We start from the raw sequence: 24730 nt of genomic DNA on the forward strand, positions 1-24730 counted from the left end.
AAGAACGAGTGTTCATATGGCATTATAACACAGGCAGGACAGCCCCGGACCATTACTATCTGACCAACGGGACTTTTGCATTCCTCCCCGAATCCTCACAACAATCAACGAAGCAAACACGCTGTATAGAGGGCTGACTCTGGACAATCCTTTCCTGCCCTGTTACGATAACCCACAATAGAGTAGATTTGAAGGAGTAGTTTATGAGCCAGATAGAAACTTATATTACTGAGCATCAGGACCAGTTTTTAGAAGATCTGAAAGGCTGGCTGCGTATCCCCAGTATCAGTACATCACCCGAGCATAAAGGAGATGTATTGCACGCCGCCGAGTATGCAGTCGGACAGTTAAAAGATCTGGGCATCAGCCATGCCGGGCTGATCGAAACCCAGGGACATCCTCTTGTCTATGGAGAATGGTTGGAGGCGCCTGGTAAGCCAACACTGTTGATCTATGGTCACTATGATGTGCAACCAGTTGATCCGATTGAACTATGGGAGAGCGCCCCATTTGATCCAACGATTCGCAATGGCAATATCTATAGCCGTGGAGCCTGCGACGATAAAGGGCAGGTAATGCTCGTCCTGAAAGCGCTGGAAACCTTATTCCAGGTTAATGGTACCCTCCCAATCAATGTGAAGATCCTGATTGAAGGTGAAGAAGAGGCCGGTGGAGAGTCGATCGAGGCATATATCAAAGCATATCCAGAGCGTCTGGGCTGCGATGCCGCGTTTATCTGTGATACCCATATGCCTTCCCCTGAGACGCCGGCCCTGATCACAGGATTGCGTGGCATCATCTACACCGAGGTAGTCGTGCATGGTGCTAAACGGGACCTACACTCAGGCACTTATGGCGGTGTGGCACCTAATCCATTGCATGCCCTGGCGATCATTATCAGCCGCCTGAAAGATGCCGATGGACATATACATATTCCTGGCCTCTATGATAAGCTGCATAAACCCAGCCATGAGGAAAAAGAGTTCTGGCGCCAGGACCCGCTGCACATGAATGACTCGTTTCTGAAGGAGATGGGGGTCAGCCAGCTCTCAGGTGAGTTAGAATATCCACCAATCGAGCGAGCAAGTGCACGTCCTACCCTTGAGGTGCATGGTATTGTTGGAGGCTTTACCGGTGAGGGAGCCAAGACGGTTATTCCAGCGGTTGCCAAAGCAAAGATTAGTTTGCGCCTACCACCCAACCTGCAATCCAAAGAAATCTTTACGCTTTTTGAGCAAGCAGTCAAAGATGCAGCACCACCCGATGTCAGGGTTGAAGTCGTCAACCTGCATGGTGGAGAGGGTGTGATAGTTTCACCTGAATCACAGGTCATGCAAGCAGCGTCAGAGGCACTCAATGGGGTCTATGGCACAAAGCCTGTATTCTTACGTGAAGGCGGCTCTATTCCAATTGCGGCCCTCTTTGATGAAGTATTACATGTGCCGGTCCTGCTCATGGGCTTTGGTCTGCCGGATGATAATCTGCATGCACCCAATGAAAAATACTCGCTACAGCAATTCTTCAACGGCGTACGTACCGTTGCCAGCCTGCTCCAAAAAATGGCTCAATAGTAACTATCCAAATCTGGTTGATGCCTGCGGCATCAACCAGATTTTTTGTGTGTGGTGTGGCAACAGCAGAGCAATATGTGATCCATAATAAGATAGCAACGAGTAACGGCAGGTCTTGCACCTGCAACCTGTTCACGTATGTAATGTTCCCTAAACACGTATTCGTGTTGAAGCGAACCTATCCAGGCGCGTGCTGCGCGCTGTTTGTACATGTTCGGACGTGAACAGGTTGCAGGTGCAAGACCTGCCGCTACGTTGTATTATTCGCTGACCAATGCTTAATGCGCGAGATGTGCATACGGCTTTAAATAACGAGTTAGCGGGCTGTCTGTATCAATGCCTGATAAAACGCAGGGACATCAGTACGCTCGGGGAGACCTGCCACTTGTCCATCACCAAGTTCGATAATACTCCAGGCGCCATTGTCCTGCCTGGCGACATCCATCGTAAAAAAGCGGCTCTGGATACGGCGCGCCACCGGCAGCAGAAGATCCAATGGGGGCATCTCCTGTCCATATCCTTCCTGCTCCCAATAGGGAATAGTCTGGAGATGCTTTCCATCACAGAAGAAGAGACGATATTCCCTTGTTAATGGCATGCTACTTTTGGCGTGGCTACCCAGCGGCTCAAACTGCTGGTATGCACGAAAAACGAGTCCTTCATTCAGATCATCACCCTGCAACTCGATAAAACGGTTTACTACGCGTTCCACTTCTGAGCGATCCGCCGCCGAAGGAATATAACAGGCTTCAAACCATTCATGTTTGCGGGACTTCACATAATCTTTTAGCACCACTGGGCTATCCCCGAAGGGTTGTAACAGCTCCATTATCTCATCCAGGTCTGGCTCTCCATATACAGGCGTCCAGACGGTCTGAGGCGTTACCTCCTGGATCAGGTGATAGGATGCAGGCAAATGATGGCAGTGGATATAGGCCTGAGGCATATTAATCAAGAAGAGATTTTTTTCGGCCAGGGCGGCATATAATTGTATATAATTATCTGGTTTGAGCATCCAGCCCCGGTAAATCGCTACTTCAGGTTGCTCGGCCGCCTGGATCCTACGGATAGCACGTTGATCATCGTACTGCTCAACCAGCGCCTCAAAATCCAGCAGTGAGGTAGGAATCTCCAATTGCTCTACCGCCGCCACTTCCGTTGCATACATAGCTTCGGGTTGACGCTTATTCAATGGATCAGCACAAAAGATCATACGCATCTGGACATCCCTCATTCTTTTTTATTAAGCAAGCAGCAGCACATATATTCTCAGCAAGCGGACTTCCTTGATTATTATCAAATAACGCCCGGCCGTTGTAAAGCCCCTCCACCACTATCAGGGTGATATACTACGAATAAACAAAAGCTATCAACAGATAGTGCTTGATTTCCGTAACCTTGTGACCTTAAGGAGATTAAAAGTATGGCAGAGTACACCTCTATCCTCATTGAACGCAAGCAGCGCGTCGCCATTGTTACGTTGAATCGTCCCAGAGAATTAAATGCCCTGAACTTTCAACTGGTCGCCGAGCTGGCCACTGCGCTGGAGGAATTAGATCGCGATGAGGCGATTGGCTGTATTGTGCTCACCGGTGCCGGTGAGAAAGCCTTCGCTGCAGGTGCAGATATTAAGGAGATGGCCGACAAAACACCGATCGAAATGATGATTGGCGGCTTCGAGTCCTGGGAACGGATCCGCAGGATTCATACACCGACGATCGCGGCCGTCAATGGCTATGCCCTGGGTGGTGGCTGCGAACTGGCGCTGCATTGCGACATCATCATGGCTTCTGATAATGCACGCTTTGGACAGCCAGAGATACAGCTGGGCGTAATTCCCGGTGCGGGTGGTACACAGCGTCTGGCACGTACCCTGGGTAAGTATCGTACGATGGAGATGGTTTTGACTGGCTCGACGGTTAGCGCCAAAGAGTTAGAGGGGCTGGGACTGGTAAATCATGTGGTCCCACAGGCTGAACTGCTCAATGAGACGCTCAAGCTGGCCGATAAAATCGCCAGTCAGGCTCCTATAGCGGCCCGGCTGGCGAAAGAAGCGGTGCTGGCCGCCTTTGATACTTCCCTGCAAGATGGTTTAGAGATTGAGCGTAAAAACTTCTTTTTGCTCTTCTCAACCAAAGATATGCGTGAGGGAATGCAGGCCTTTATCGAGAAACGTAAAGCCAACTTTCAGGGCAAGTAGCTTTGCCAGTCAAGGCCCATACCGCCCGCGTAGCGGGCGGAGAGGGAGGAGGAGATTCCGGGGGCACAGCCCCCGAACCCCCAGTCAAGGGGCTTGCTGCCCCTTGCATCCCCGCTTTTCACTCAAAGGGTGGGCCTTCATATGCATCGCAGCTTTGCCAGCAAATGATGTCTGACAGGCTACTGGCCAACGTTTTCGCCGTGGATTGCTGAATGATAAGCTTCCTGAAGTTTGGGTACTGTTTCGTAGTTTGTCAGCTCATCTGGATTAATCCAGCGCATAGCTACAGCCTCCCAATCGGTCTTAATATCCTCAGGGGCCAGCACAGAGAAAAGAAAAGGGTGGACATAAAAATGTCGATCGAGCTCTTCATCCAGATGCTCGACGATAGCTCCACGCTTTAGCATCCGCACCTGATCGCGCTGCAGACTGGTCTCCTCGCCAATTTCCACAAACGCCTGCTCGTCTGGCGTGACATTGGGTTCCACAAAACCACTGATACCTGCCCAGTGCTCATGATAGCTACCAACCTTCTGGCTACGCTGTACAATCAGCAATTGACCATCGTCTCGCACAAGAAAACAGGTAACCACATGTGTAGGCCGTAATGGTTTGGAAGAATGTGCTGCACTCATTTATCTCTCCTTTACTCATGAGATGACAAAAGCATTTATTTCTTGTATACTTTTACAATCCGTCAATCATGATGGATACTAAAAAGCATGCAATCTGCCTGGGAGTTAATCCTCGTATGAAAGCACAAGATATAACAACTGAACAAACAGAAGCCAGCAAGCCTATCAGCCTGGCAGGAGTATGGCGATCCGCGCTCGATCCATGGCGCAAGGCTGCCCTTGCGGCGCTACCTACATTTCTGCTAACACGCCTGCTGTTACTGGTCTTAACCTATTTTGGTGGCATCCTGTTCAATGCACAGGGCGCATCATCATTTGCCTTTACTGCTAATAGCATACTCTATAACTGGTATCATTGGGATGCCATACGCACGCTGGCCATTGCCACACGGGGCTATGTTGATCCCAGTTACACCGCTATTTTCCCACTTTATCCAGTTATCATCCATACATTTAGTGCGCCTCTACACATCGATATCCTGCTAGCGGCAATGCTCATTTCAAATCTGGCCTTTTTTGCCGCCCTGATGGTTCTCTATCTTCTCGTCGAAGCTGAGTTTGATGCAGGTACCGCCAGACGTGCGCTACTCTACCTGGCAGTATTTCCAACTGCTCTCTTCTTTTTCATGGCCTATAATAGTGCTCTGTTACTTTTATTCACGTTGCTTTGCCTGTATTTCCTGCGTCGGGGTTCGTGGTGGCTGGCGGGTCTTGCAGGTGCGCTGGCAACGTTAACTGATCTGTTTGGCTGCATATTATTTGTTGTCTTCCTGTGTGAGTTCTTCCGACAACAGGGACCAGAGCTACGCAAACAAGAGAATCTAGCAGAAAAGCGCGAGCGCATACTCAAGCTGTTGCCCCTGGTAGCCGCCCTGTTCATCCCACTGGGACTCATAATTTACAGTCTGGCACTCCAAAAACCCTTTCATAATCCACTGGTCTTTTTACATCCGCAAGAGGCCAACAATAACGTCTCTTTAGGAGGATTGTTTACAGCCCTGCACATACTAACCAGCGGCTCCTGGTTGACCTATGCAGCAGCCCATGCCCTCTTTGAACTCCTGATTCTTTCAGGCATGCTCCTCCTTTTGTTTATGGGTTGGAAAGGTCGTGAGCGACTGGCAGCGGGACAATGGCCGTGGCTGGTATTTGGTACGCTGGCCATCCTGTATGCCATTTTGCTCCCCAATCAACCAGGCTTGCCGGCGAATCAATTTGATCCATTGCCATCCGTCCAATATGTGGCATTGCTTTTCATTCCCGGTCTACTCGTCCTGGCGCGCCTTGGTCGCTATCCATGGCTCCATCAGACCTACTTACTCTTTGCCACACCCATGCTAGCATTTCTAGTCTTCCAGCTGTTTAAAATACTCTGGGCCATGTAAATAACAACTGATCCGGCCGATCATGAGCAACATTGTTTCGCTCCATGGATAAACCCATAGCATTAAAAAAATAGCAGAGATACAAGATCAACAGTAGAAAAAGGGGAGGGACAAGAAGAAGACAGTGATGCTCGCAACAATGGCAAAGTATGAACGCTTTATGACAAAATAAAGAATAAGAGAAAGTTGACAACAACAGACCAAAGCCATGCACGCATGGCACGCTGTTCTACAGCTCATCTGCTCGTATGATATGTTAAGAGTAGATACTTCTGCCACGTATTTTGTGTTTCATCCAAGTTTTCTTCTTGACGTATAGTTAACACTCTTATATAGTATGGTTGGTACATAGTGCATTTTTGCCTATGGCCCACAGCTAAAAATCACATAAATTACATGAAATAGTCATTTTCGAGCCTTTACAGGCCTGATTGCCTTTACAATTGGAGGTAGGCCGACGTGTTTAGTATTATCGTCTGGGCCATAGCTCTTCTCCTGGGAGCTGTTTTAGCTCTGTTTGTTGGTTATGCACTCGGCGCATCACGCAACAAAGTTGCCTTTGAAGAAAAGTTGCGCGCCCTGAAAGATGCCAGTGAGCTACGCTTGCTCGCTGTACAAGATCAGCAAAGCCTGGCCCTGCGGGAAGCCCGTGATGAAACTGCGAGTATTCGCACGGTCATCGAACGGGAAAACGCAGAGCGACGCTCAGAACTGCAGCGCCAGGAACGGCGCATCGTACAAAAAGAAGAGAATCTTGAGCGCAAAATGGATGCGCTTGAGCAACGTGAACGTAAATTACAAACGAAAGAGCGTGGCCTGGAACAAAACCGCGAGGAATTGGAAGAGCTCAAGCGCCAACAAATTGCAGAGATTGAACGCATTGCTCAGTTAACCCAGGAACAAGCACAGGAACTGCTATTGGATCGTGTAGAGCAGCAGGTACGGATGGAGGCTTCGCGGCGCGCTCGTCGTATTGAAGAGGAGGCTCGTGAAGATGCGGAGGCCAGAGCCCGTGAGATTATTACACTGGCCATTCAGCGCTGCGCTTCAGATCAGGTAGCGGAGGCGGTTGTCTCAGTTGTTCCTTTGCCTAATGACGATATGAAAGGACGCATCATCGGACGTGAAGGCCGTAACATCCGTGCGCTTGAAGCTGCAACCGGTGTTGATCTGATCATCGATGATACTCCTGAGGCCGTGATCCTCTCTGGTTTTGATCCTGTGCGCCGTGAAATCGCACGTGTTGCATTGACAAAGTTAATCATGGATGGTCGTATCCATCCCGCTCGTATTGAAGATGTGGTGGCCAAGGCACGTCAGGAAGTTGATCTGATTGTGCGTGAAGCCGGTGAGAATGCTGCCCTGGAGGCGAATGTGCACGGTCTACAATCAGACCTGCTCAAGATTCTGGGCCGCCTACGTTTCCGTACGAGCTATGGACAAAATGTGCTTACCCATTCGGTCGAGGTATCACTGCTGGCAGCTACAATCGCCCACGAACTGGGTGCCGATGTGAATGTCTGTAAGACGGCCGCGCTCTTGCATGATATGGGTAAAGCTATCGACCAGGAGGTAGAGGGACCACACGCCATTATTGGTGGTGAAATCGCGCGCCGCTTTGGTAAATCGCCCAAAATTGTGCACGCGATGGTGGCTCATCACGCCACCGAGACTGAGCCCCAGACGTTAGAGGCAGCTATTGTACAGGCCGCCGACGCCATCTCTGCCGCCCGTCCTGGAGCGCGCCGAGAGACCATTGATCTCTATATTAAACGTCTGGAAGCACTTGAGCATATCGCCAATTCCTTTACAGGCGTCGAAAAGTCTTTCGCCATTCAGGCGGGACGCGAAGTGCGCATCATCGTCAAACCTGAAGAGATTGATGAATATGCAGCCGTGCGTCTGGCCAGCGATATCTCACATAAAATCGAGGAAGATCTGGACTATCCAGGACAAATCAAGGTCTGCGTTGTACGTGAAACGCGCTCCGTTGATTATGCTAGATAGCTTGATCTAACATTGTTATAGACAGGCGTATGCTTGTAATTTACAACGTCAATGTTGTTTATTACAAGCATACGCTTTTTGGTTTTGTACTCAGAGGTCCGACCTCTGCATCACTTAAGGAAATGTAGAAATTTAATGGCAAATTTAGTTGATCTCCATACACATTCTACGGCTTCTGACGGAATCTATAGTCCTACTGATCTATTGCAGCAGGCACATGATGTAGGACTCAAGGTGCTGGCGCTGACGGATCATGATAGTACACAGGGAATTGAAGAGGCCAGAGCGGCAGCGCAAGACCTGGGCATTGAGTTGATTCCTGGCATCGAGCTAAATACTGATGTCAGTGGCGGCGAGATCCATGTGTTGGGCTACTTTCTAGAATATCAACGTCCAGAATTTCAGGCGGTGCTGAAAATATTGCGCGATGCACGTGAGCGCCGTGGCGAACGTATGGTAGAGTTGCTCAATGAAGAAGGTGTTAAGGTTTCCTGGGAACGTGTACGCGAGCTAGCTAAAGGGGCCGTTGGGCGTCCCCATGTCGCTAAAGCGCTGATGGAAGCCGGCTACGTACAATCTATTGCCGAGGCCTTTGACAAGTATATCGGCAAAGGCTGTCCGGCCTACGTACCACGCTACAAACTCTCGCCAGAAGATGCTGTACGCTTGATCAACAGTGCAAACGGACTGGCGGTCATGGCCCATCCAATTGGACTACCCGGACTTGATAAGCTACGGGAATGGTTGCCCGGACTACAAAAAGCTGGCATGGTCGGCCTGGAAGCTTATTATGGTCCTTATACAGCGAAGGATGAACAAGCCTTGCTTTCACTTGCCAAGCAGTATAATCTGATTGCTACCGGCGGTACCGATTTCCATGGACCTGGGATCCATCCAACTCCTCTTGGTGGACGTTTTGTGCCCGTGGAGGCGGTCGAACGGTTGAAAAAACTGGCGGCACAGCGTCAGGGCTCTACACCACCTGCCTTTGAACTTCCCCCACCAGAGGAAGAGCACTAAATAGCGATAGCAGGAACAGGAGCACAAAGTGAGTCAGGGAGAACCGTCTATTAGAGTACGTTTATGGACACGACAGATCATTGAAACGATCACCCTCGTGCTCTTGATGTTATTAGTTGTTCGTCTTGCCGTACAAAATTTCCATATTGATGGGCAGAGTATGGAGCCAACGCTGCATGATCAGGAATTCATACTCGTGAATAAAGCTGCGTACCTGCTGCAACAGCCGGCCCGTGGCGATATCATCGTCTTCCGCTATCCAAAAAATCCACAGGAAGATTATATTAAACGTATCATTGCAACTCCGGGAGACAAGATTAGCATCACGCATGATGCAGTTATCGTTGATGGGGTGGCCCTGCATGAACGCTATATAAATAAGCAGGACGCGCACGATTATGATCCAGCCACAACCAGACGTACTATCGGTAGTGATCAATATTTTGTGATGGGGGATAATCGTGGGAATAGCTCAGATTCACGGGACTGGGGGACGGTGCCACGGCAAAATATTATTGGTAAGGCGATTGTGGTTTACTGGCCGTTTGGGGTCGATAACTTTGGCTTACTTCCAAGTGAGAGTGATGTTTTTGCGCATGTACATTAGGTGCATTGGTATATTAGCCACCCTCGTTCCCTGACGGGAACAGGCTTTTTATGATAAGAGGCCAGAATTATGCTGTGCACAATTCTGGCCTCTTATCATAAAACAGTGGGGCGCGTATGATGCGCTACGCCATTGCCTGTACAGTGAGATGGCGACGGCGATCAGACATGTATTAAAGGCGTCGTAGGCCATCGCGGCGGGCAACATCAAGCCAGCGGTTATTCTCACCCTGTGTCTGGGTTTGAGGATGACGGCGTGCCTCTTCTTGCTCCGCATTATCGTTGGCCAGCAAACTTGCAACGAGAGCCGCCATCTGTTCGGGTGACAATTCTACTGGTGTGGGCGCAGCACCATTCTCCTGCTGCTCAGTGGTTACCGACTCCACAGGGCCCGTTTGTCGTCCGTCCCATTCTTCAGCGATAAAGTCCGTCGAGAAATCGGCAGTAATAAAGCGCGGTTGCTCCAGCAGCCAGCGTGCGAAGGGCAGGGTTGTGCGTACGCCCACCAGCTGATATTCTGCCAGCGCCCGCCTCAGGCGTGCAATCGCCTGCGTACGATCCTTGCCCCATACGATTAGTTTGGACAGCAAAGGATCATAGAAGAGCGGAACCTGCAAACCTGGATACAGACTACTATCGACCCGCACACCTGGTCCTGAGGGCTCCTGTAACGCCAACACGGTACCAGTAGCGGGCAGGAAACGATTCTCTGGATCTTCAGCCGAGATACGACATTCGATAGCCGCACCACGCAAGCGGATATCGTCCTGCGAAAAGGATAGTGGTAAACCGGCAGCCACCCGTAGCTGTTCCTGTACCAGATCAACACCAGTACACCACTCGGTCACTGGATGCTCAACCTGGATACGCGCATTAACCTCAAGAAAATAAAAATTGTGGTCAGGTCCCAGCAAAAATTCGGCCGTGCCAGCATTTACATACTCAATCGAGCGTACCAGATTAATCGCCGCCTCCGTCATACGAGCACGCAAGGCTTCATCCACAATTGGAGATGGCGATTCCTCAATCAACTTTTGATGGCGGCGCTGAATACTACATTCGCGCTCACCCAGATGCACCACATGACCATACTGGTCCGCGATAAATTGTACCTCGATATGGCGCGCGGGCGTAACTGCCTTCTCTAAATACACACGACCATCACCAAAGGCGCTCTGGGCTTCACTACGAGCGGTACGCAAAGAGGACAACAGGTCGCGCTCATCCCGTACCAGACGAATGCCTTTACCGCCGCCACCGGCGGCCGCCTTCAGCAAAACAGGATAACCCAGACGTCGGGCACTGGCCTGAATCTCTGCATCATCCGCGTCATCAATCATCGCCCCTGGCACAATCGGCACACCCGCAGCCTCAGCCGTACGACGGGCCGCCGTCTTCTCTCCCATCGAGCGTTGAGCCGCAGCCGAAGGTCCAATAAAGATCAGACCAGCTTCCTGACAGGCCTCAACAAAATTGGCATTTTCAGCCAGGAATCCATAACCTGGATGCACCGCCTGAGCGCCTGACTGGCGCGCCACATCTATCAGGGTCGGAATATGTAAATAGCTCTGAGCAGCCGTTGCTGGCCCAATACGATATGCCTCATCGGCCATACGCACATGGAGCGCATCCCGGTCCGCGTCACTATAGACAGCGACACTTTGTAAACCCATATCGCGGCAGGCGCGAATTATACGTAGCGCAATCTCACCCCGATTGGCAATCAATACCTTCTGAAACGGCCAATCGGCGCTAATAAGTTTCTCCAAAAGAAGGCTCCTTCGACTTCCATAGAATGGACAAAATACACAAAACAGACAATTTCTCGTCACAGTATACCACTTACCTGCTTTAAACAGCAGACAGAGTAGCGGCAGGACTTGTCCCTGCTACCGGTACACGTATGACATGCTGCTCAAACACGTATTCTTGAAGCTGGCAGAACGAAGTACGGATCACCTATAGCTTGGACCTGGTCGTATGTGTATCGGTAACAGGGACAAGCCCTGCCGTTACGCTGCTCCTACGGTTACTATTATGCATCATACCTTAGGAATAAAAGGCTAAGGTTGTAAGGAAATTTGGTTTTCTCTCAATGACGAGTACACTGAATTTTGACTGTCATTTCGCTAATGGTAACAATCAATTGAAAAACAATCGTAGCGACCGCTTATTTGCGGCCAGCGCGGTTGCATACCATAACATTAGCAGACGTTGCTTCGCGCGGATATGTTGAGGTGTTTTTTGGTGTCTGAGGAGGAGCCGAAGTACCAATGCTTAAGTTTATAACCAGAATGCAGATCGCCCGCCGTCTCTTGCTGGCGTTTTTGCTTACCGCGGTCATCCCCGGTATCGTCATCTCTGTGCTCGGTTTGACGTTTTTTAAAGCTCAGACTGAACGTAGCCAGATCATTCGCACAAACATTAGTGCATTCAAGTCTGCCACAACGGCCGGCACATATTTACCCGATCTGAATGCTTTGCTCATTACCACCTATTTGGAGCAGTATCAGAGTCATCCACTGGTTGAAAAAAACCAGTTGGCCACCAATCTACAACACATTCAAGAAACTACCCGCCTCTTTGATAATGAGGCTAATAATTATCAGCAGAACTACGAATTACTGACCTCTCCAGGAATGCGGACAACCTATACTATACTGACACGCCATCATCTCGATCCAGGTCTCCCGGCCCAACAACAACGCGATCTGGAGTTGGTGCTGCATACCAGCTGGCCAGCTTATCAAGCGGCTCAGGATCAGGTGCTGGAGGCAATCGATAAGAAAGCTTCAAATACTCTCGTCCATGATCTGGTCGCGCAGGCCAATCTCGCCTATCTTCCACTAGAGAACGAATGGGATGAGATCACAAATATCGCGGAAAAGACCAGTATTCGCATGGTTACGACCAATACCACCCAAACCAATCAGATTATTTTTCTGACGCTGGTCGCTTTCTTCGGCACCATCATCATGGTCACAGCCATCGGCTATATTGCCTATCGCTCGATTACTGTGCCTTTGCATCAACTGGCCCTGCTCACACGCCGCATTGCCAGAGGAGATACCAAGGCCCGCGCCACAATTACGACTCGCGATGAGATCTATCTGGTCGCGCTCTCAATGAATACCATGCTGGACAATATTGTGGAGCTTATGCAGGAGGCTCGCTTCCAGCGCGATCAGTTACAGGGGCAGGTAGAAAAACTGATTGGTGAGGTTAGCGGCATCGGTGAGGGCGACCTGCGCGTCCAGGCCGAGGTTGATGATAACGCACTGGGTATCCTGGGCGACTCGTTTAATTATATGATTGAAGAGCTCGGTAGCCTGGTAGTACGCGTCAAAATGGTGGCGAACCGGGTAACAAGCTCGACGAAAACAATTCTGGGCTCCATGACGCAACTGGTGGAGACCGATAGCAACCAGTTACAGCAGATCGCGATCGCCAGTGAAGAGGTTGAGCAGATGGCGGCCTCCAGTCGCAACGTCGCGGAACGCTCACAGGTGTTGTTCGATGTCGCACGCATAGCTCGGCAGGATGCTCAGATTGGACGCGAGGCGGTTGAACAGGCGCTCGAAGAGATCAGCCGTATCAATTACAACGTGCAGAGTACCGCTGGCAAGGTACATAGCCTGGGCGATCATTCACGTGAGATTGATGAGGTCATTGAGGTCATCGCCAGTATCGCTCATCAGACAAACCGGCTGGCTCTGGATTCAGCTATTCAGGCCGCTATGGCCGGAGATAATGGTAAGGGCTTTGGCGCGGTCGCAGCCGATATTCGTCGTCTGGCTGAACGCACAAAAGATCAGGCCAATGTGATTACCCGTATCGTCCGGAGTATTCGTGAGGAGATTGGCACACTCGCGATCTCTATGCAGGAAACCGAGAAAGAAGCCATCGCAGGCACACGCCTGACCCAGGAGGCCAGTATGGCACTGGAATCCATCTTTACCGCCGTCGAACATCAGGCGAAGGAGATTGAGCAGATCAATCGTATGGTCGCTCAGCAACTTAAATCTTCGAGCGCGGTCTCCAGGATCATGCAAAATGTGGCGTCCACCACCCGACAGAGTAGCAGTAGTACACGCAATGCTTCCCAATATGTGGAGCGGCTGGCCCAGCAAGTGGAACAATTACGTGCCTCGGTCGAAGCCTTTAAATTGCGTGACGACCATATCTATCAGGTTCCAACCACCAACATGAACCTGGAGTGGGGCATGGAATCTGAGAGTATCCTGACTGCCAGTGGCTCATTTCGCGCGGTGAGCGCTACACTGCGACCACTACAGGATAACAATGGCACATCACACTCGGGTATCTATTTTGCGCCTCCAGAGTCAACCGACGATTATAGCGCCTATCCCGTATCTCCTTCACAAGAGATCCAGAAAAGCGGCGAGGATTGGCAGCATATTCCACAATCCGAACAATGGCGAACGGCACATAAAGAAGGTTGATGCAGAGGATCAGGTTGGTGGTATACCATCCAGAAATTCAGAAACAGCGAGCGCCATTGAGCATAAAAACTCAGTGGTGCTCTTTACTGCTGGATGTGGACACATGCATGGCGTTCTGGCGTACAGTCTCATAGAGAATGATCCCGGTCGCCATGGCCGCATTTAAAGATTCAACCGCGTTAGCCAGGGGAATACTAATTGGTAGCGTGGCCAGCCGATGGCCTTCAGGCGAGGGTCCATGGGCTTCATTGCCGATAATTAAAGCAAACGGATGTGTCAGATCCTGCTCATAATACATGTGTGTACTGCCAGCTTCAGCCAGTAAGACCTGGACATGATCACCACAATGGCTGGCAATCCGTGTGGACATAGTCTCCCAGTCAACGTTGGTCTCGACAGGCAATGCTACATGCGCGCCAGCCGCCGAGCGTACAACCTTGGGACTGTAATAATCCACACAGTGAGGAGTTAGTAGGATACGCTCAACATCAGCCGCCAGGGCAGTACGTAGGATGGTTCCCATATTACCAGGATCCGCCAGATCATCTAGAATCAGCAGGCAAGGCCGAGCACCTGGCTGTCGCTTCTGTTGGAGTACAGCTGGATCCAGGGCGTCCAGCGTCAAAACACTAACCACCCCTTGCGAGGTCTGTGTCTCACCAAGTGCCTCAATGACGCGATCGCTCACCTCAATCAATTGAGATTCGGTCAGGGCCGGCGTATGTAACAAACGCTCAAGTAAAGCCCTGCCCTCAGCGGTACGCTGAAGTAAAGTGGGTTGATAATATACTTCATGGGGCCAGAGTTGGGCATTTAACAGGGTCTCCAATAAATGAGGACCCTCCATTAAGAAGAGGCCATGTTTTTTACGGCCACGAGCGCTATGCAAGGTCTGTAACTTGCTGATACGTGGATTCGAGGGACTGGTAATCAGCGTCATGATATCCTCAAAAGAACCAAAGGGCCCGCCATATTAAAACGGCGGGCCCTTTTATGTAGAAAAATCTTTTACGCCTTGGTAGCCTCTAAGGCCTGATTTACCAGCACACTAAAGGCTGACATATCATTGACGGCCATTTCAGCCAGGATCTTGCGATCGACTTCAATTCCGGCGAGATGGATGGCGTGCATCAGCTGGCTATAGCTGAGGCCATGCATGCGGGCCGCTGCATTGATACGTACGATCCACAGACGGCGCATGTCGCGCTTGCGGTTACGGCGGTCGCGGTACATATACGCCATTGAGCGCATAACGGACTCATGGGCGGGGCGGAACACGTTACGACGCGTACCACGATGTCCTTCCGCGAGTTGGAATATTTTTTTGTGCTTTTTGTGGGAGGTTACTCCACGTTTTACTCTTGGCATGTTCGGTCCTTATTCCTTTTTTATTTTTGAGCGGTAGAACTAGAATGCGTAAGGAAGCAAGCGTTTCAGGCGGCGTGTATCAGCGGTTGCCAACGGAAACGTCTTGTCCATAGAACGAACAGCCTGAGGTGATTTGTTACGGCGCAAGTGGTTGATAGCAATCTTACGGCGCAAGAATTTGCCGCCGGCGGTTACTTTGACGCGCTTGGCCATTGCCTTGTGTGTTTTTAATTTCTGCTTTGGCATAGCTCTTTCTTTCCTTCATAGGGCGGGGGTAATATTTATTATTTCTTCTGTTCTCTACTACAAATCTATCTGTTGGAGCGCAGTGTGAAGCACACAACGGCTACAGGTGAAGGTAATGTAGATGTGATGATTGAACGTTTCAATCATATCAGCAACTCTATCAAAGGCGAAGAGAAGCCTTTTTCAAGAAAGTCCCCGCATGCGGGTTGCATTATAGCATACCCATCCTCAAGAGGCAAGTAGTCTATTGTGCAATATGTTTAGTGTTTCTTTTTGGCGCCTGCGGCGCCAGATTGGGGGGGGGTGAAATGAGTGTGGGGCACGGCCGCAGCCGTGCCCCACACTCATTTCACACTTTACAGACCCACTCTACTCAATGAAATTTTTTATGTGCTGGGTTCAGGATGATAGTGGCTTTACTGATCCTACTTTTTTGATGGTTTCTTCCAGTTGTTTCTGGACTTCGTTAAGGGCACCTGTAGGATCAACTTTGCCGGTGTTGTAGACTGGCGATAATACGTTTGAAATGACACTATCAAACTGGCCGTAGCTGATTGCCAGGTGGTTGATGGATTCCTGACCGTGATCCAGAGATCCCTGGGCCACTTGCATTAACTGTTCCTTGGTCAGTGAAGGCATAACCTTATGGGTGTTTTCGGCCCATTCTGGCAGGAGTTGTGACCAGGGAGGAACGGCACCTGAGGATTCCATATAGGTTTTCGCGCCATGGGCGGGATCACATAACCATTGGAGGAAGGTCCAGGCTTCCTTGGGATGTTTGGAGTCTTTTGCCATCATCCAGGGATCAGTGAATAAGACGTCTTTGGCGTTGCTGGTAAAATGGGGCAAGGGAGCAACAGCCCAGTTGAATTTGGCCGGTTTGTTCCCCCATAATCCCCAGACACCACTCATCGACATGCCGACTTTACCACTCAAAAAGCCATTGAGCAGGGTTGCGTCGGCTGGTAGAGGCGCAACTTGATATTTATAGATCAGGTCACGTTTCCATTGTACCGACTTCGCCACAAGTGGATCAGTCGCTGTGGTAGATTTAACAACTCCATCTTTATAAGTGGATGGCTGAAAATAATCTCCGCCAAAGAGCATTGAGGTGGAATTTTCTGGCCAGAGATCATCACTCATGCCATAAGCGCGCTCATTCAAGGATTTACTCTTGACCGTCATCGCCTGGGCATCTTTCAACATGGTTTCCCATGTCCAGTTGGGATCATCCCAGCTTGTTGGTGGCAGCGGCAAATTAGCCTTCTTGAACATATCTACATTGTAGTAGACATAACTACCACCGGTCGCGAAGGGGATAGCATAGACATGGCCGTTGACACTATACTGATCCAGCAGCTTCTGATTCATGCCGTTGAAAGAAAAATGACTGGACTCAATATATGGGTTCAGGTCAGCGGCAAAGCCACGATATACCTCATCGGCCCAGCTATTGTTGCCCCAGATGGAAAAAATGTCCGCAGGCTCCCAGCCAACCTGCATCGTCACCAGTTTCTGGTCAAAGTTCGCTCCCGAAGGAACTAATACCAACTTGATATGAATGTCGGAATGCGAGGCTTCAAAATCATCGACAACTTTGTATTCCCACGGATTAATATTTATATCGGTGCGCACCAACCACGTCACGGTGGTTCGGCCGGATAAGGTCTTAGCATTTATCCCTAAAACGCTACAGCCTGTATTGGCCACGATAACCAGGCATAAGAGCGCGCCTAACATGAGCGTTCTGCTCAACCATTTAAGCATTGACTACCTCACTCAATCGGAACTTGACGAGTCCACAATTACATACCTTGCCGCGCAAAGTCCATTTTCTTGATAACTATGGCTTATCCACTGTGGGTCGAGCCACAACAATTCCCTGGATGATGTAGCGCTGGGAAAAGAAAAAGACGATAACACAGGGGATTACTGCCACCAGAGCGGCGGCCATCAATATATTCCATTGGGTGGAACCATAAGCGGCTGTATATTGGGATAATCCCAGGCTGATCGGATAGGATTCATTGGTATTCAAATATATCAATGGACCCATCAAGTCGTTCCAGTGAAACATAAAGGAGAAGATGGCGACCGCCGCCAGGGCAGGCTTGGATAGGGGGAGGATAATCTGCCACCAGATGACCAGGTGGCTGGCTCCGTCCAACTTGGCGGCCTCCACCACATCACGCGAAATGCCACGGAATGCCTGGCGCAACAAGAAGATCAGGTAAGGACTGCCAAAGAAGGTGGGCACAATCAATGGGAGGTAGGTGTCGATCCAGCCCAGTGAGCGAAACAGCAGGAACTGTGGGATGATCAATACTTCGTACGGAATCATCATGGTTGCGAGTACGCAAATAAAGACAACTTCACGATATTTGAAGCGTACATGCGCAAACGCATAGGCGACCAATGAGGAGGAGAGGATGTCTCCAATAATGGTAAGCAAGCAATACGCCGCTGAATTGCCCATATATTGGAAAATTGGTACAGCCGTTAATGCTGTTACGAAGTTTGCCCAGATTGGCGGGTTGGGGAAGATGATAGGTGGAAAAGCACTGACATCTGCCAGAGATTTCAGCGCCGTTGACAACATCCAACCAACAGGCACTAAGAAGAGCAGGGCAAAGAAAATCAGCAGGGCATAAACAAGAATCTTGTTCACACGCTTACGTAGCAGTGCGTTTTTCCGGGCAGTGTCTACCTGTGATACTTGCAATGACATATGTTTACTCTCTCTTTCACTAGGCTTCGTAGTACACCAGGCGGCGGCTGATCTGTAGCAGCGCAACTGTCAATGCAAAGATAATTACAAACAGTATCCATGCCTGACTGGCAGCATAGCCAAATTTAAAGTACTGGAAGGCATTGTTAAACAGATAGAGCACGTAAAACTCGGAGGCAAAATTTGGTCCACCCTGGGTGATCACATAGCCCTGTACGAAAACCTGGAAGGCGCCAATTACGCCGGTGACCAGGTTCAGCAGAATCGCGGGACTGATCATTGGAAGAGTGATGCTTCTAAAGCGATGCCAGTTATTAGCACCATCCAGGGATGCAGCTTCATAGAGATCAGAGGGAATGTTCTGTAGGGAGGCCAGAAACACGATCATAGGACCGCCCAATCCCCAGAGACTCATGAGCACAAAAGATGGAATAACACTGGATTCATCCTGAAACCAGAGCGAGGATGGCAGGTGCAGAGAATTTAGTATGTAGTTGGCGATACCAAGATCGGGATTGAAGATCCACTGCCATAAAAGCGAGACCGCTACGCCCGCGATAACTGTGGGCATGTAATAGATGGTACGAAATACTCCCAAAAAGCGCACCCGCTGATTCAGTAGTATCGCGAGGAAGAGTGAGCCTACCAGTGCCAGCGGTACTGATAGCACAACATAATACACAGTCACAGCCAGTGATTTCAGAAAAATAGAGTCCGCAAAAAGGGACGTATAATTCTGTAAGCCAATAAAATTGGGGGCGCTAGATGTTCCAGTGTAATCAGTGAAACTCAAAATGAACGAGGCCAAAACCGGTCCACCGGTAAAGAAAAGAAAACCAATGAGCCATGGTGAGATCAATAGCCAGAAAGATCGGGCTTCTCGTGCCTCTAGCTTACTCTTGTAACTACGTCGTTTTGACTGCTTTTGAGCGCTTGTGGCTTGCCCAGAATCCACATCGACAGCCTGTATACCGGATGTACTCATGCGTAGTCAACCTCCTTGCGTGCTACAGAACAAATTTCAGCCATGAAATTGTAATCATCAGGAAGGCTATTTCTCTAACGTCATACAGAAAAAGAGGATCAATCCAGGAGGCAAGTTGAGATACTTCTTATGCATTAAGCACCTACCTTCGTTCACTAGCTTGTCTTCAATGACTAATCAGGAAAAACCCTACAAGTGCGCACAAGTAGTATGACCTGATCGTGAAATCATCCTATGTGTTCAATCAGCGAACACAGCGAAGATATAAAAAAGTATATAATTAAGCATAATGATTTTTCTGTAAAAGTCAACACTATTTTTCAGCAAAAAAGCTTATCATAGTGTTATCACCAGGATTTTTCAAAAATAAGGCCTGAAATTCGCAAATATGACCTGGGAAAAGTACATCACGCGTCCTGAACAAGCATTGATTGACTTTTTAGGCTTATCATGGTATCAATCACCATAGCAAGATTTTCTGTAATTTCAACAGGAGAAAATACGTGAAGCGTTCGGTAACGGTGAAAGACATTGCCCAGATTGCGGAGGTATCGATCGCAACTGTTTCCAGAGCCCTCAACAATCATCAGAGTATAAACGCCGAGGTCAGGCAGCGCGTATTGCAGGTAGCGGCCGAACTGGGATATTTTAAAACCGTTGGTCGCCATTCATCATCTAAACAAAAAGAGCCACAACTTAAGAAGATCTGTTTCCTCTTATGCTACAGCGAATACGACCCATACCAGGCTCTTAGCAATCCCTTCTGGGCCACAGTATTACACGGCGCAGAAATGGAAGCACGCAAATCAAATCTCCAGCTTGTTTATCAGGCGATCGATTATCAGGCTTCTTCTTACAGTTTACAGGCACAAATTCATGAACTGGAGGCAGACGGTATTCTACTGGTTGGTCCCTCAGAAGCAAAAACCATCCAGACAATTCAAGCGGTTAATGTCCCTCTTATACTGGTAGACAATTATGTATCAGGATTAACGCAAAAAGTTGATGCCGTCCTCTCTAATAATTATGAAGGTGCCAAACAGGCAACCAACTACCTGATTCAACAAGGTCACCGGCGCATTGCGTACATCAATGAGCACAGCGATTCCAACTTTCCAGCTAACACTATCCACTCTTTTACCTGGCGGCAAAAAGGCTACCAGGATGCACTCATTGAGGCCGGACTGGCAGTTGACGACAGGCTTATGTGCCAGACGTATCAGGATATAACCATACTATGTAAAAGTTTCCTGGAATTAGAGAATCCTCCAAGTGCGCTTTTCTGTGCCAATGATCCGGTGGCCAGCAAGGTAATTAAAATTTTGCGCACCATGGGCTTATCTGCACCCAAAGATATTTCTATCATAGGTTTTGATGATATTGACCTTGCAGAGCATGTAACACCAGCGCTCACCACTATGCGCGTCTACAAAGAAGCCATGGGAGAAAAAGCGGTACAAACACTCATTGCCCGTATCAATAATCCCGATGCGAGTTATATGAGCTACCTCATGGATGTTGATATCATCATTCGTGATTCGGTACAAGAGATGGCAGAGTGACGAATATCTGGTTCTAGATCATTCCATGAGAAAGCGGGCTATAAATTCTGCAACCCGTTTCCTCATGGAAGTTATACGGGATCATTAACGATTGGGCCTGGAGGTCCAGGGACGGGAGAACCAGGGGGGACGCTGCAACTTTTGCGGACGGCTCTCATCCTGTACAAACTGCCGTCTGCTGGAATTGCCACGAAGCATCTGCCAGGTAGCATGGAAGAAGAGAGCCCAGCCCCAGAGCAGGCACGGGATACCAATGATGGCCAGTCCCTGCCCTTCCCAGATATTGGACCACTGCCAGAAGTAATAGCTAATCAGGGCTCCTGATAATAATAGGATAGCAGCCAGGGTTTCGCGACGATTGGATGTGCTGGTGGCAACAATAAAGGGTAAGATCATATACCAGGGCCAATACGTGGGCTGTAGTATAGTCCATAACAGTAAGAGCCAGCCGCTACATTGCAATAAAGCTTCAAATGTATCTATAACCCAGACTGTAATTAACAGATAAAGTAGAATAATGATAAGTGCCGCCAGGGACCAGTTGTGGGGTTGGAAGGTCCAGAGGATATTCGCAGGCAACTGGATGGGCATGTTGATAATGGCTGCGTTTAATGAATTCACGGCCCCTTCTTGCCAGAAAATATCCCGTATCCCCAACAGGATACCAGTGACGCCCCAACCCTGCCAGTAGGGGATGTAGGCCAGCACCAGAACAAGCGCGGTAACCAATAGCATTCCGAGGGTCCAGAGCAGGAACCAGCCACAGCCAAGCAAACGCGCTCGACGCAAGGCATATACAAATAATAGAGGCAATAGAAGTATACTATAGAGACTGATAAGAGAGGCCAGCAAGGCAAAGACCCAGCCAAGCAGGGTGGCATCACGCTGGAAGCTGAGTAGTGCTAATAACATTAAGGAAACTAAGAGGATTTCAGGATGCACATAGGCAATACCCAGCACCAGCACAAGAGGATTCCAGGCATAAAGTATAGTGCCAGAGATACGATAAAGTGGCTTCTGCGCTGATAGTAATGACCAGATCAAAACAACATTAAGGATATGAGCCAGGAGGGCCAGTACACGCCAGGCCAATACCATCACGCCACCATCAGCGTGGGCGATCAACGAGATCAGGATACTGATATCCATCCAGACAGGTCCTACGGCCCCAGGCGTGACATCATCTGAAGCTGGCAGGCGATTTACCAGCGCCTGCAAAGGATCGTGAGTCAGAATAGCGCTGTGGGACAAATAGGGATTGAGATGGTAGGTCGCGACGATCCTTCCATACAGTCCCGACTGCAACATACTTCTGGTCAGTTCACTCAAGTGTACAGGGGCAAAAAACATAGTCATGGCCATCAATATCCCTGACACCAAAATAGTCCAGAAGATTGGTCGCAGATAAAGTGTTGAACGAATCAAGATCAGGCGACCAGCACGATTACCGGCGCCGACCGCTAACCAGATAAAAAAGAGTATGATCCCTAACACTCCTAGTAGAGGATAAAGATGTCCATAAAGTGGCTCCGGCCAGCTAAAAGTGCTGATATACGCAAACCAATCCAGGCGCTTATAAATCTTAGATGACATAGGGATCAGCGCTTCCCAGGATTGGAGCAACGGGTCGGAGGCTATACGCCCGGCCAGCCAGGGATAGAGTGCCAGGTAACAAACCTCCAGACCCAGGATCATAATAATGAGTAGGAAGAGTGTAGAACGTCTTACCCTTAGCTGTTTGCGGACCGCCCCACCGCGCACAGGATATATTGTGTTTGTATCAATAGCAGACATAGGCGCTGCTCCTTAAATAGATTAGAATGGATCGGTTCTGTTTTTGGCTTTCTCGATGTCTATTGTTTATTGATTTGGGGATTGCGATTTTTTGGCTCCGATGTTGATGTTAGTGCTTCTGAGCGGCGTTGATATTAGCATTAGTATGAGCTATTGGGCATAACCTGTCAATAAAGCAAACGTATACCAGTAAGGTATTTCAAATGTTTCTTTTTTGACACCTCGCGCCTACGGCGCTCGCATTGATAAAGTGTGGTGGCGGGCGGCCGCGGCCACCCGCCACCACACTTTATTAAAATAGCTTCAGGCGAGGCCACACTTTATCAAGATAAGTTCGAGCGAGGCCACACTTTATCAAGATAAGTTCGAGCGAGGCCACACTTTATCAAGATAAGTTCGGGCGAGGCCACACTTTATCAAGATAAGTTCGAGCGAGGCCACACTTTATCAAGATAAGTTCGAGCGAGGCCACACTTTATTAAAATAGCTTCAGGCAATACTTTTCAACATTCACTTTTTATAATATGGTGCAAAAATTGTGCCGTGCACAATTTTTGCACCATATTATAAAAAGCAGGTCCCCGTCAGGGGACGAGTGTGGGGACAACCAACCAGGCACCACCATATGAGATAATGACAAAAAAATAATGCGGATTAGCATTATTTTTTTGTCAAAGAAAAAAACTTTCCGCTTTTCCAATTTTGTGAGGCATAGAGAGAATAGGAAGATAGAGAAGTAAACATCTGTTTCACCTCAACTCTATTGTCAGACATGGAGAACAGTGTTATAATGCGGGGTATTGATGGCTTCCACAGGCCCATGAGCAAAGAAAATTATCCATATAACGTACTTGCTCGTTCAGCCTGTCATCGAAAAGGAAGGCATCTCTATTGCCCACGATTATCGGGGGGCGATTTTTTTACGAGGCCGCGCATAAAAAACACTAGCAAAAACACTAGAGAAAAAGCGGCATCTAAGTTTAGCATCGACAACGTGTTGATGCTCCACCTGCTCTGGCAGTGTTTTATCTGACCAGTAGCACACCCACAGGAAGGAGGTGGCTTCGTGAGTCGAGATTACGAATTAGGCGTAATTTTCAGTCCTGAAGCCAGCGAAGAGGAGACACGATCTGTAATGGATCGTATCGAACAGATCGTCGCTACACATAGCGGTCAAATTGTAAGGGTTAATCAATGGGGGCGCCGCCGCCTGGCATATCCCATCGATCGCCACCGCGATGGATTCTATGTTTTCCTTGACATGGTTTTGACTCCTGAGACCGTGATCGAAATCGAACGTACTCTGAAAGTCTCGGAGATTGTCCTCCGCGAAATGGTCCGCAAACGCGATCCAAAGGCCGTTCAAAGAGAGCGTGAAGAGCGTGAGGCCCGCGCCGCCGCTGCCGCTGCTGCACCAGAGGCAACTGAAGAGGCTCCAGCTAACGCTGAAGTTACTCCAGAAGCCACTACAGCCACAACTGAAGCCGCTCCAGAAGAGGCTCCAGCCAGCGCTGAAGTTGCAGAAGAGGCACCTGCTGCCGAGTCAACCGCACCTACAGCAACAGCTGAGGAAACTCCTGCTGCTACAACTGCCGAGGAATCCGCTGCCGCAGATACAGGCGCAGAGAATAACGAAGAGCAGATCAAGGCTTAGTAGCGATCAGCGTACTAAGCGCAATGATGAGACGTTTGGGTGCTTTCATCTGTCTCCGTATACCGAGTTGGGGTGGTATAACACGTCGAAAGGACTTTGAGTCATGAACAAGATTATTCTGATTGGGAATCTGGGACGCGAGCCTGAAATGAGCTACACAGCCAACGGTGTAGCAGTGACAAAATTCACGCTAGCCGTAACCCGCCGCTTTGGCAAATCTGCCAGTGGTGAGCGCGAGACGGACTGGTTTAACATCGTTGCCTGGAACCAGCTGGCAGAGACGTGTAACAACTACCTGAAAAAAGGCCAGAAAGTCTATGTTGAGGGGCGTCTGGAGCAGCGCAAATATACCGATAAAGATGGTAATCCCCGCACTGCGATCGACGTAATTATCAACGAGATGGAAATGCTTACGCCGAAGAATCAGCAGCCTGGTGGCTCTGGCTCCGAAAGCTATGGCGGCCCCGACGACCTTGGAGAACTGGATGATCACCCCTTCTAAATGA

The 24730-nt window shown here is 49.3% G+C and carries 20 protein-coding genes; 10 read left to right on the forward strand and 10 right to left on the reverse strand.

Going from position 1 to position 24730, the window contains the following annotated elements:
• Window positions 1-203 precede the first annotated feature (203 nt).
• A complete protein-coding gene (locus EL633_RS07710; protein ID WP_126626632.1) occupies window positions 204-1571 on the forward strand; it encodes a dipeptidase in 1368 nt (455 codons plus the stop codon).
• Window positions 1572-1887: 316 nt separating this feature from the next.
• Here EL633_RS07710 and EL633_RS07715 read toward each other — a convergent pair whose 3' ends face one another.
• Window positions 1888-2790: an ATP-grasp domain-containing protein gene (locus EL633_RS07715; protein WP_126626633.1), complete on the reverse strand. Its 903-nt coding sequence runs from the start codon at window positions 2788-2790 to the stop codon at window positions 1888-1890.
• Between the two features lie 204 nt (window positions 2791-2994).
• Between EL633_RS07715 and EL633_RS07720 the strand changes: the two genes are divergently transcribed.
• The gene (locus EL633_RS07720) at window positions 2995-3771 is read left to right on the forward strand and encodes an enoyl-CoA hydratase-related protein (RefSeq protein ID WP_126626634.1); all 777 of its coding nucleotides are present in this window, start codon (window positions 2995-2997) and stop codon (window positions 3769-3771) included.
• A 179-nt stretch (window positions 3772-3950) separates the two neighbouring features.
• Here EL633_RS07720 and EL633_RS07725 read toward each other — a convergent pair whose 3' ends face one another.
• A complete protein-coding gene (locus tag EL633_RS07725; protein WP_126626635.1) occupies window positions 3951-4406 on the reverse strand; it encodes an NUDIX domain-containing protein in 456 nt (151 codons plus the stop codon).
• A gap of 116 nt (window positions 4407-4522) precedes the next feature.
• Here EL633_RS07725 and EL633_RS07730 point away from each other — a divergent pair, with 116 nt between their 5' ends.
• The 4 genes from EL633_RS07730 to lepB all read left to right on the forward strand — a co-directional run bounded on the left by EL633_RS07730 (window position 4523) and on the right by lepB (window position 9425).
• Window positions 4523-5791 carry a mannosyltransferase family protein gene (locus EL633_RS07730; RefSeq protein ID WP_161982025.1) on the forward strand — a complete coding sequence of 423 codons (1269 nt, stop codon included), beginning with the start codon at window positions 4523-4525 and terminating at the stop codon, window positions 5789-5791.
• Window positions 5792-6250: 459 nt separating this feature from the next.
• A complete protein-coding gene (gene rny / locus EL633_RS07735; protein WP_218027438.1) occupies window positions 6251-7798 on the forward strand; it encodes a ribonuclease Y in 1548 nt (515 codons plus the stop codon).
• Window positions 7799-7933: 135 nt separating this feature from the next.
• Window positions 7934-8818, forward strand: a complete 885-nt coding sequence (locus EL633_RS07740; protein WP_161982026.1) for a PHP domain-containing protein — start codon at window positions 7934-7936, stop codon at window positions 8816-8818.
• A gap of 28 nt (window positions 8819-8846) precedes the next feature.
• On the forward strand, window positions 8847-9425 hold the full coding sequence (gene lepB, locus EL633_RS07745; protein ID WP_126626638.1) for a signal peptidase I: 579 nt from the start codon (window positions 8847-8849) through the stop codon (window positions 9423-9425).
• A gap of 172 nt (window positions 9426-9597) precedes the next feature.
• Here the strand turns inward: lepB and EL633_RS07750 are convergent, their stop codons facing one another.
• Window positions 9598-11193 carry an acetyl-CoA carboxylase biotin carboxylase subunit gene (locus EL633_RS07750; RefSeq protein WP_218027440.1) on the reverse strand — a complete coding sequence of 532 codons (1596 nt, stop codon included), beginning with the start codon at window positions 11191-11193 and terminating at the stop codon, window positions 9598-9600.
• 504 nt (window positions 11194-11697) lie between these two features.
• On the opposite strand from EL633_RS07750, the gene EL633_RS07755 reads away from it, so the two are divergent.
• Window positions 11698-13887, forward strand: coding sequence for a methyl-accepting chemotaxis protein (locus EL633_RS07755; protein WP_126626639.1), 2190 nt, complete (start codon window positions 11698-11700; stop codon window positions 13885-13887).
• Between the two features lie 70 nt (window positions 13888-13957).
• Here EL633_RS07755 and EL633_RS07760 read toward each other — a convergent pair whose 3' ends face one another.
• The 6 genes from EL633_RS07760 to EL633_RS07785 form a co-directional block, all read right to left on the reverse strand.
• Window positions 13958-14827 (reverse strand): TrmH family RNA methyltransferase, encoded by an 870-nt coding sequence (locus tag EL633_RS07760; protein ID WP_126626640.1) that lies wholly within the window; start codon window positions 14825-14827, stop codon window positions 13958-13960.
• A 68-nt stretch (window positions 14828-14895) separates the two neighbouring features.
• Window positions 14896-15255, reverse strand: coding sequence for a 50S ribosomal protein L20 (gene rplT / locus EL633_RS07765; protein ID WP_126626641.1), 360 nt, complete (start codon window positions 15253-15255; stop codon window positions 14896-14898).
• A 39-nt stretch (window positions 15256-15294) separates the two neighbouring features.
• A complete protein-coding gene (gene rpmI / locus EL633_RS07770; protein WP_126626642.1) occupies window positions 15295-15501 on the reverse strand; it encodes a 50S ribosomal protein L35 in 207 nt (68 codons plus the stop codon).
• A 399-nt stretch (window positions 15502-15900) separates the two neighbouring features.
• On the reverse strand, window positions 15901-17241 hold the full coding sequence (locus EL633_RS07775) for an extracellular solute-binding protein (RefSeq protein WP_161982027.1): 1341 nt from the start codon (window positions 17239-17241) through the stop codon (window positions 15901-15903).
• A 103-nt stretch (window positions 17242-17344) separates the two neighbouring features.
• Entirely contained in the window at window positions 17345-18229 is an 885-nt protein-coding gene (locus EL633_RS07780) for a carbohydrate ABC transporter permease (RefSeq protein ID WP_126626644.1), read from the reverse strand.
• 19 nt (window positions 18230-18248) lie between these two features.
• Window positions 18249-19214 carry a carbohydrate ABC transporter permease gene (locus EL633_RS07785; RefSeq protein ID WP_126626645.1) on the reverse strand — a complete coding sequence of 322 codons (966 nt, stop codon included), beginning with the start codon at window positions 19212-19214 and terminating at the stop codon, window positions 18249-18251.
• A 503-nt stretch (window positions 19215-19717) separates the two neighbouring features.
• Here EL633_RS07785 and EL633_RS07790 point away from each other — a divergent pair.
• The gene (locus tag EL633_RS07790) at window positions 19718-20776 is read left to right on the forward strand and encodes a LacI family DNA-binding transcriptional regulator (RefSeq protein ID WP_126626646.1); all 1059 of its coding nucleotides are present in this window, start codon (window positions 19718-19720) and stop codon (window positions 20774-20776) included.
• 84 nt (window positions 20777-20860) lie between these two features.
• Here the strand turns inward: EL633_RS07790 and EL633_RS07795 are convergent, their stop codons facing one another.
• The gene (locus EL633_RS07795; RefSeq protein ID WP_126626647.1) at window positions 20861-22570 is read right to left on the reverse strand and encodes an MptA/MptB family glycosyltransferase; all 1710 of its coding nucleotides are present in this window, start codon (window positions 22568-22570) and stop codon (window positions 20861-20863) included.
• Between the two features lie 1066 nt (window positions 22571-23636).
• On the opposite strand from EL633_RS07795, the gene rpsF reads away from it, so the two are divergent.
• Together rpsF and EL633_RS07805 are read left to right on the forward strand one after the other, a co-directional pair.
• Window positions 23637-24224, forward strand: a complete 588-nt coding sequence (gene rpsF / locus EL633_RS07800; RefSeq protein WP_126626648.1) for a 30S ribosomal protein S6 — start codon at window positions 23637-23639, stop codon at window positions 24222-24224.
• 103 nt (window positions 24225-24327) lie between these two features.
• Entirely contained in the window at window positions 24328-24726 is a 399-nt protein-coding gene (locus tag EL633_RS07805; RefSeq protein ID WP_126626649.1) for a single-stranded DNA-binding protein, read from the forward strand.
• Window positions 24727-24730 lie beyond the last annotated feature (4 nt).

The organism is Dictyobacter alpinus (assembly GCF_003967575.1).
GTDB classification, from domain to species: Bacteria; Chloroflexota; Ktedonobacteria; order Ktedonobacterales; family Ktedonobacteraceae; genus Dictyobacter; species Dictyobacter alpinus.

Excerpts from the sequence above, each read along its gene's own strand:
- EL633_RS07730 (WP_161982025.1), top strand. The coding sequence starts at position 4,523 with ATGAAAGCACAAGATATAACAACTGAACAAACAGAAGCCAGCAAGCCT.
- EL633_RS07715 (WP_126626633.1), bottom strand. The coding sequence starts at position 2,790 with ATGCGTATGATCTTTTGTGCTGATCCATTGAATAAGCGTCAACCCGAA.
- EL633_RS07740 (WP_161982026.1), top strand. The coding sequence starts at position 7,934 with ATGGCAAATTTAGTTGATCTCCATACACATTCTACGGCTTCTGACGGA.
- rplT (WP_126626641.1), bottom strand. The coding sequence starts at position 15,255 with ATGCCAAGAGTAAAACGTGGAGTAACCTCCCACAAAAAGCACAAAAAA.
- EL633_RS07775 (WP_161982027.1), bottom strand. The coding sequence starts at position 17,241 with ATGTTAGGCGCGCTCTTATGCCTGGTTATCGTGGCCAATACAGGCTGT.
- EL633_RS07755 (WP_126626639.1), top strand. The coding sequence starts at position 11,698 with ATGCTTAAGTTTATAACCAGAATGCAGATCGCCCGCCGTCTCTTGCTG.
- EL633_RS07710 (WP_126626632.1), top strand. The coding sequence starts at position 204 with ATGAGCCAGATAGAAACTTATATTACTGAGCATCAGGACCAGTTTTTA.
- rpmI (WP_126626642.1), bottom strand. The coding sequence starts at position 15,501 with ATGCCAAAGCAGAAATTAAAAACACACAAGGCAATGGCCAAGCGCGTC.
- EL633_RS07795 (WP_126626647.1), bottom strand. The coding sequence starts at position 22,570 with ATGTCTGCTATTGATACAAACACAATATATCCTGTGCGCGGTGGGGCG.
- EL633_RS07720 (WP_126626634.1), top strand. The coding sequence starts at position 2,995 with ATGGCAGAGTACACCTCTATCCTCATTGAACGCAAGCAGCGCGTCGCC.
- EL633_RS07760 (WP_126626640.1), bottom strand. The coding sequence starts at position 14,827 with ATGACGCTGATTACCAGTCCCTCGAATCCACGTATCAGCAAGTTACAG.
- EL633_RS07725 (WP_126626635.1), bottom strand. The coding sequence starts at position 4,406 with ATGAGTGCAGCACATTCTTCCAAACCATTACGGCCTACACATGTGGTT.
- EL633_RS07780 (WP_126626644.1), bottom strand. The coding sequence starts at position 18,229 with ATGTCATTGCAAGTATCACAGGTAGACACTGCCCGGAAAAACGCACTG.
- EL633_RS07805 (WP_126626649.1), top strand. The coding sequence starts at position 24,328 with ATGAACAAGATTATTCTGATTGGGAATCTGGGACGCGAGCCTGAAATG.
- EL633_RS07785 (WP_126626645.1), bottom strand. The coding sequence starts at position 19,214 with ATGAGTACATCCGGTATACAGGCTGTCGATGTGGATTCTGGGCAAGCC.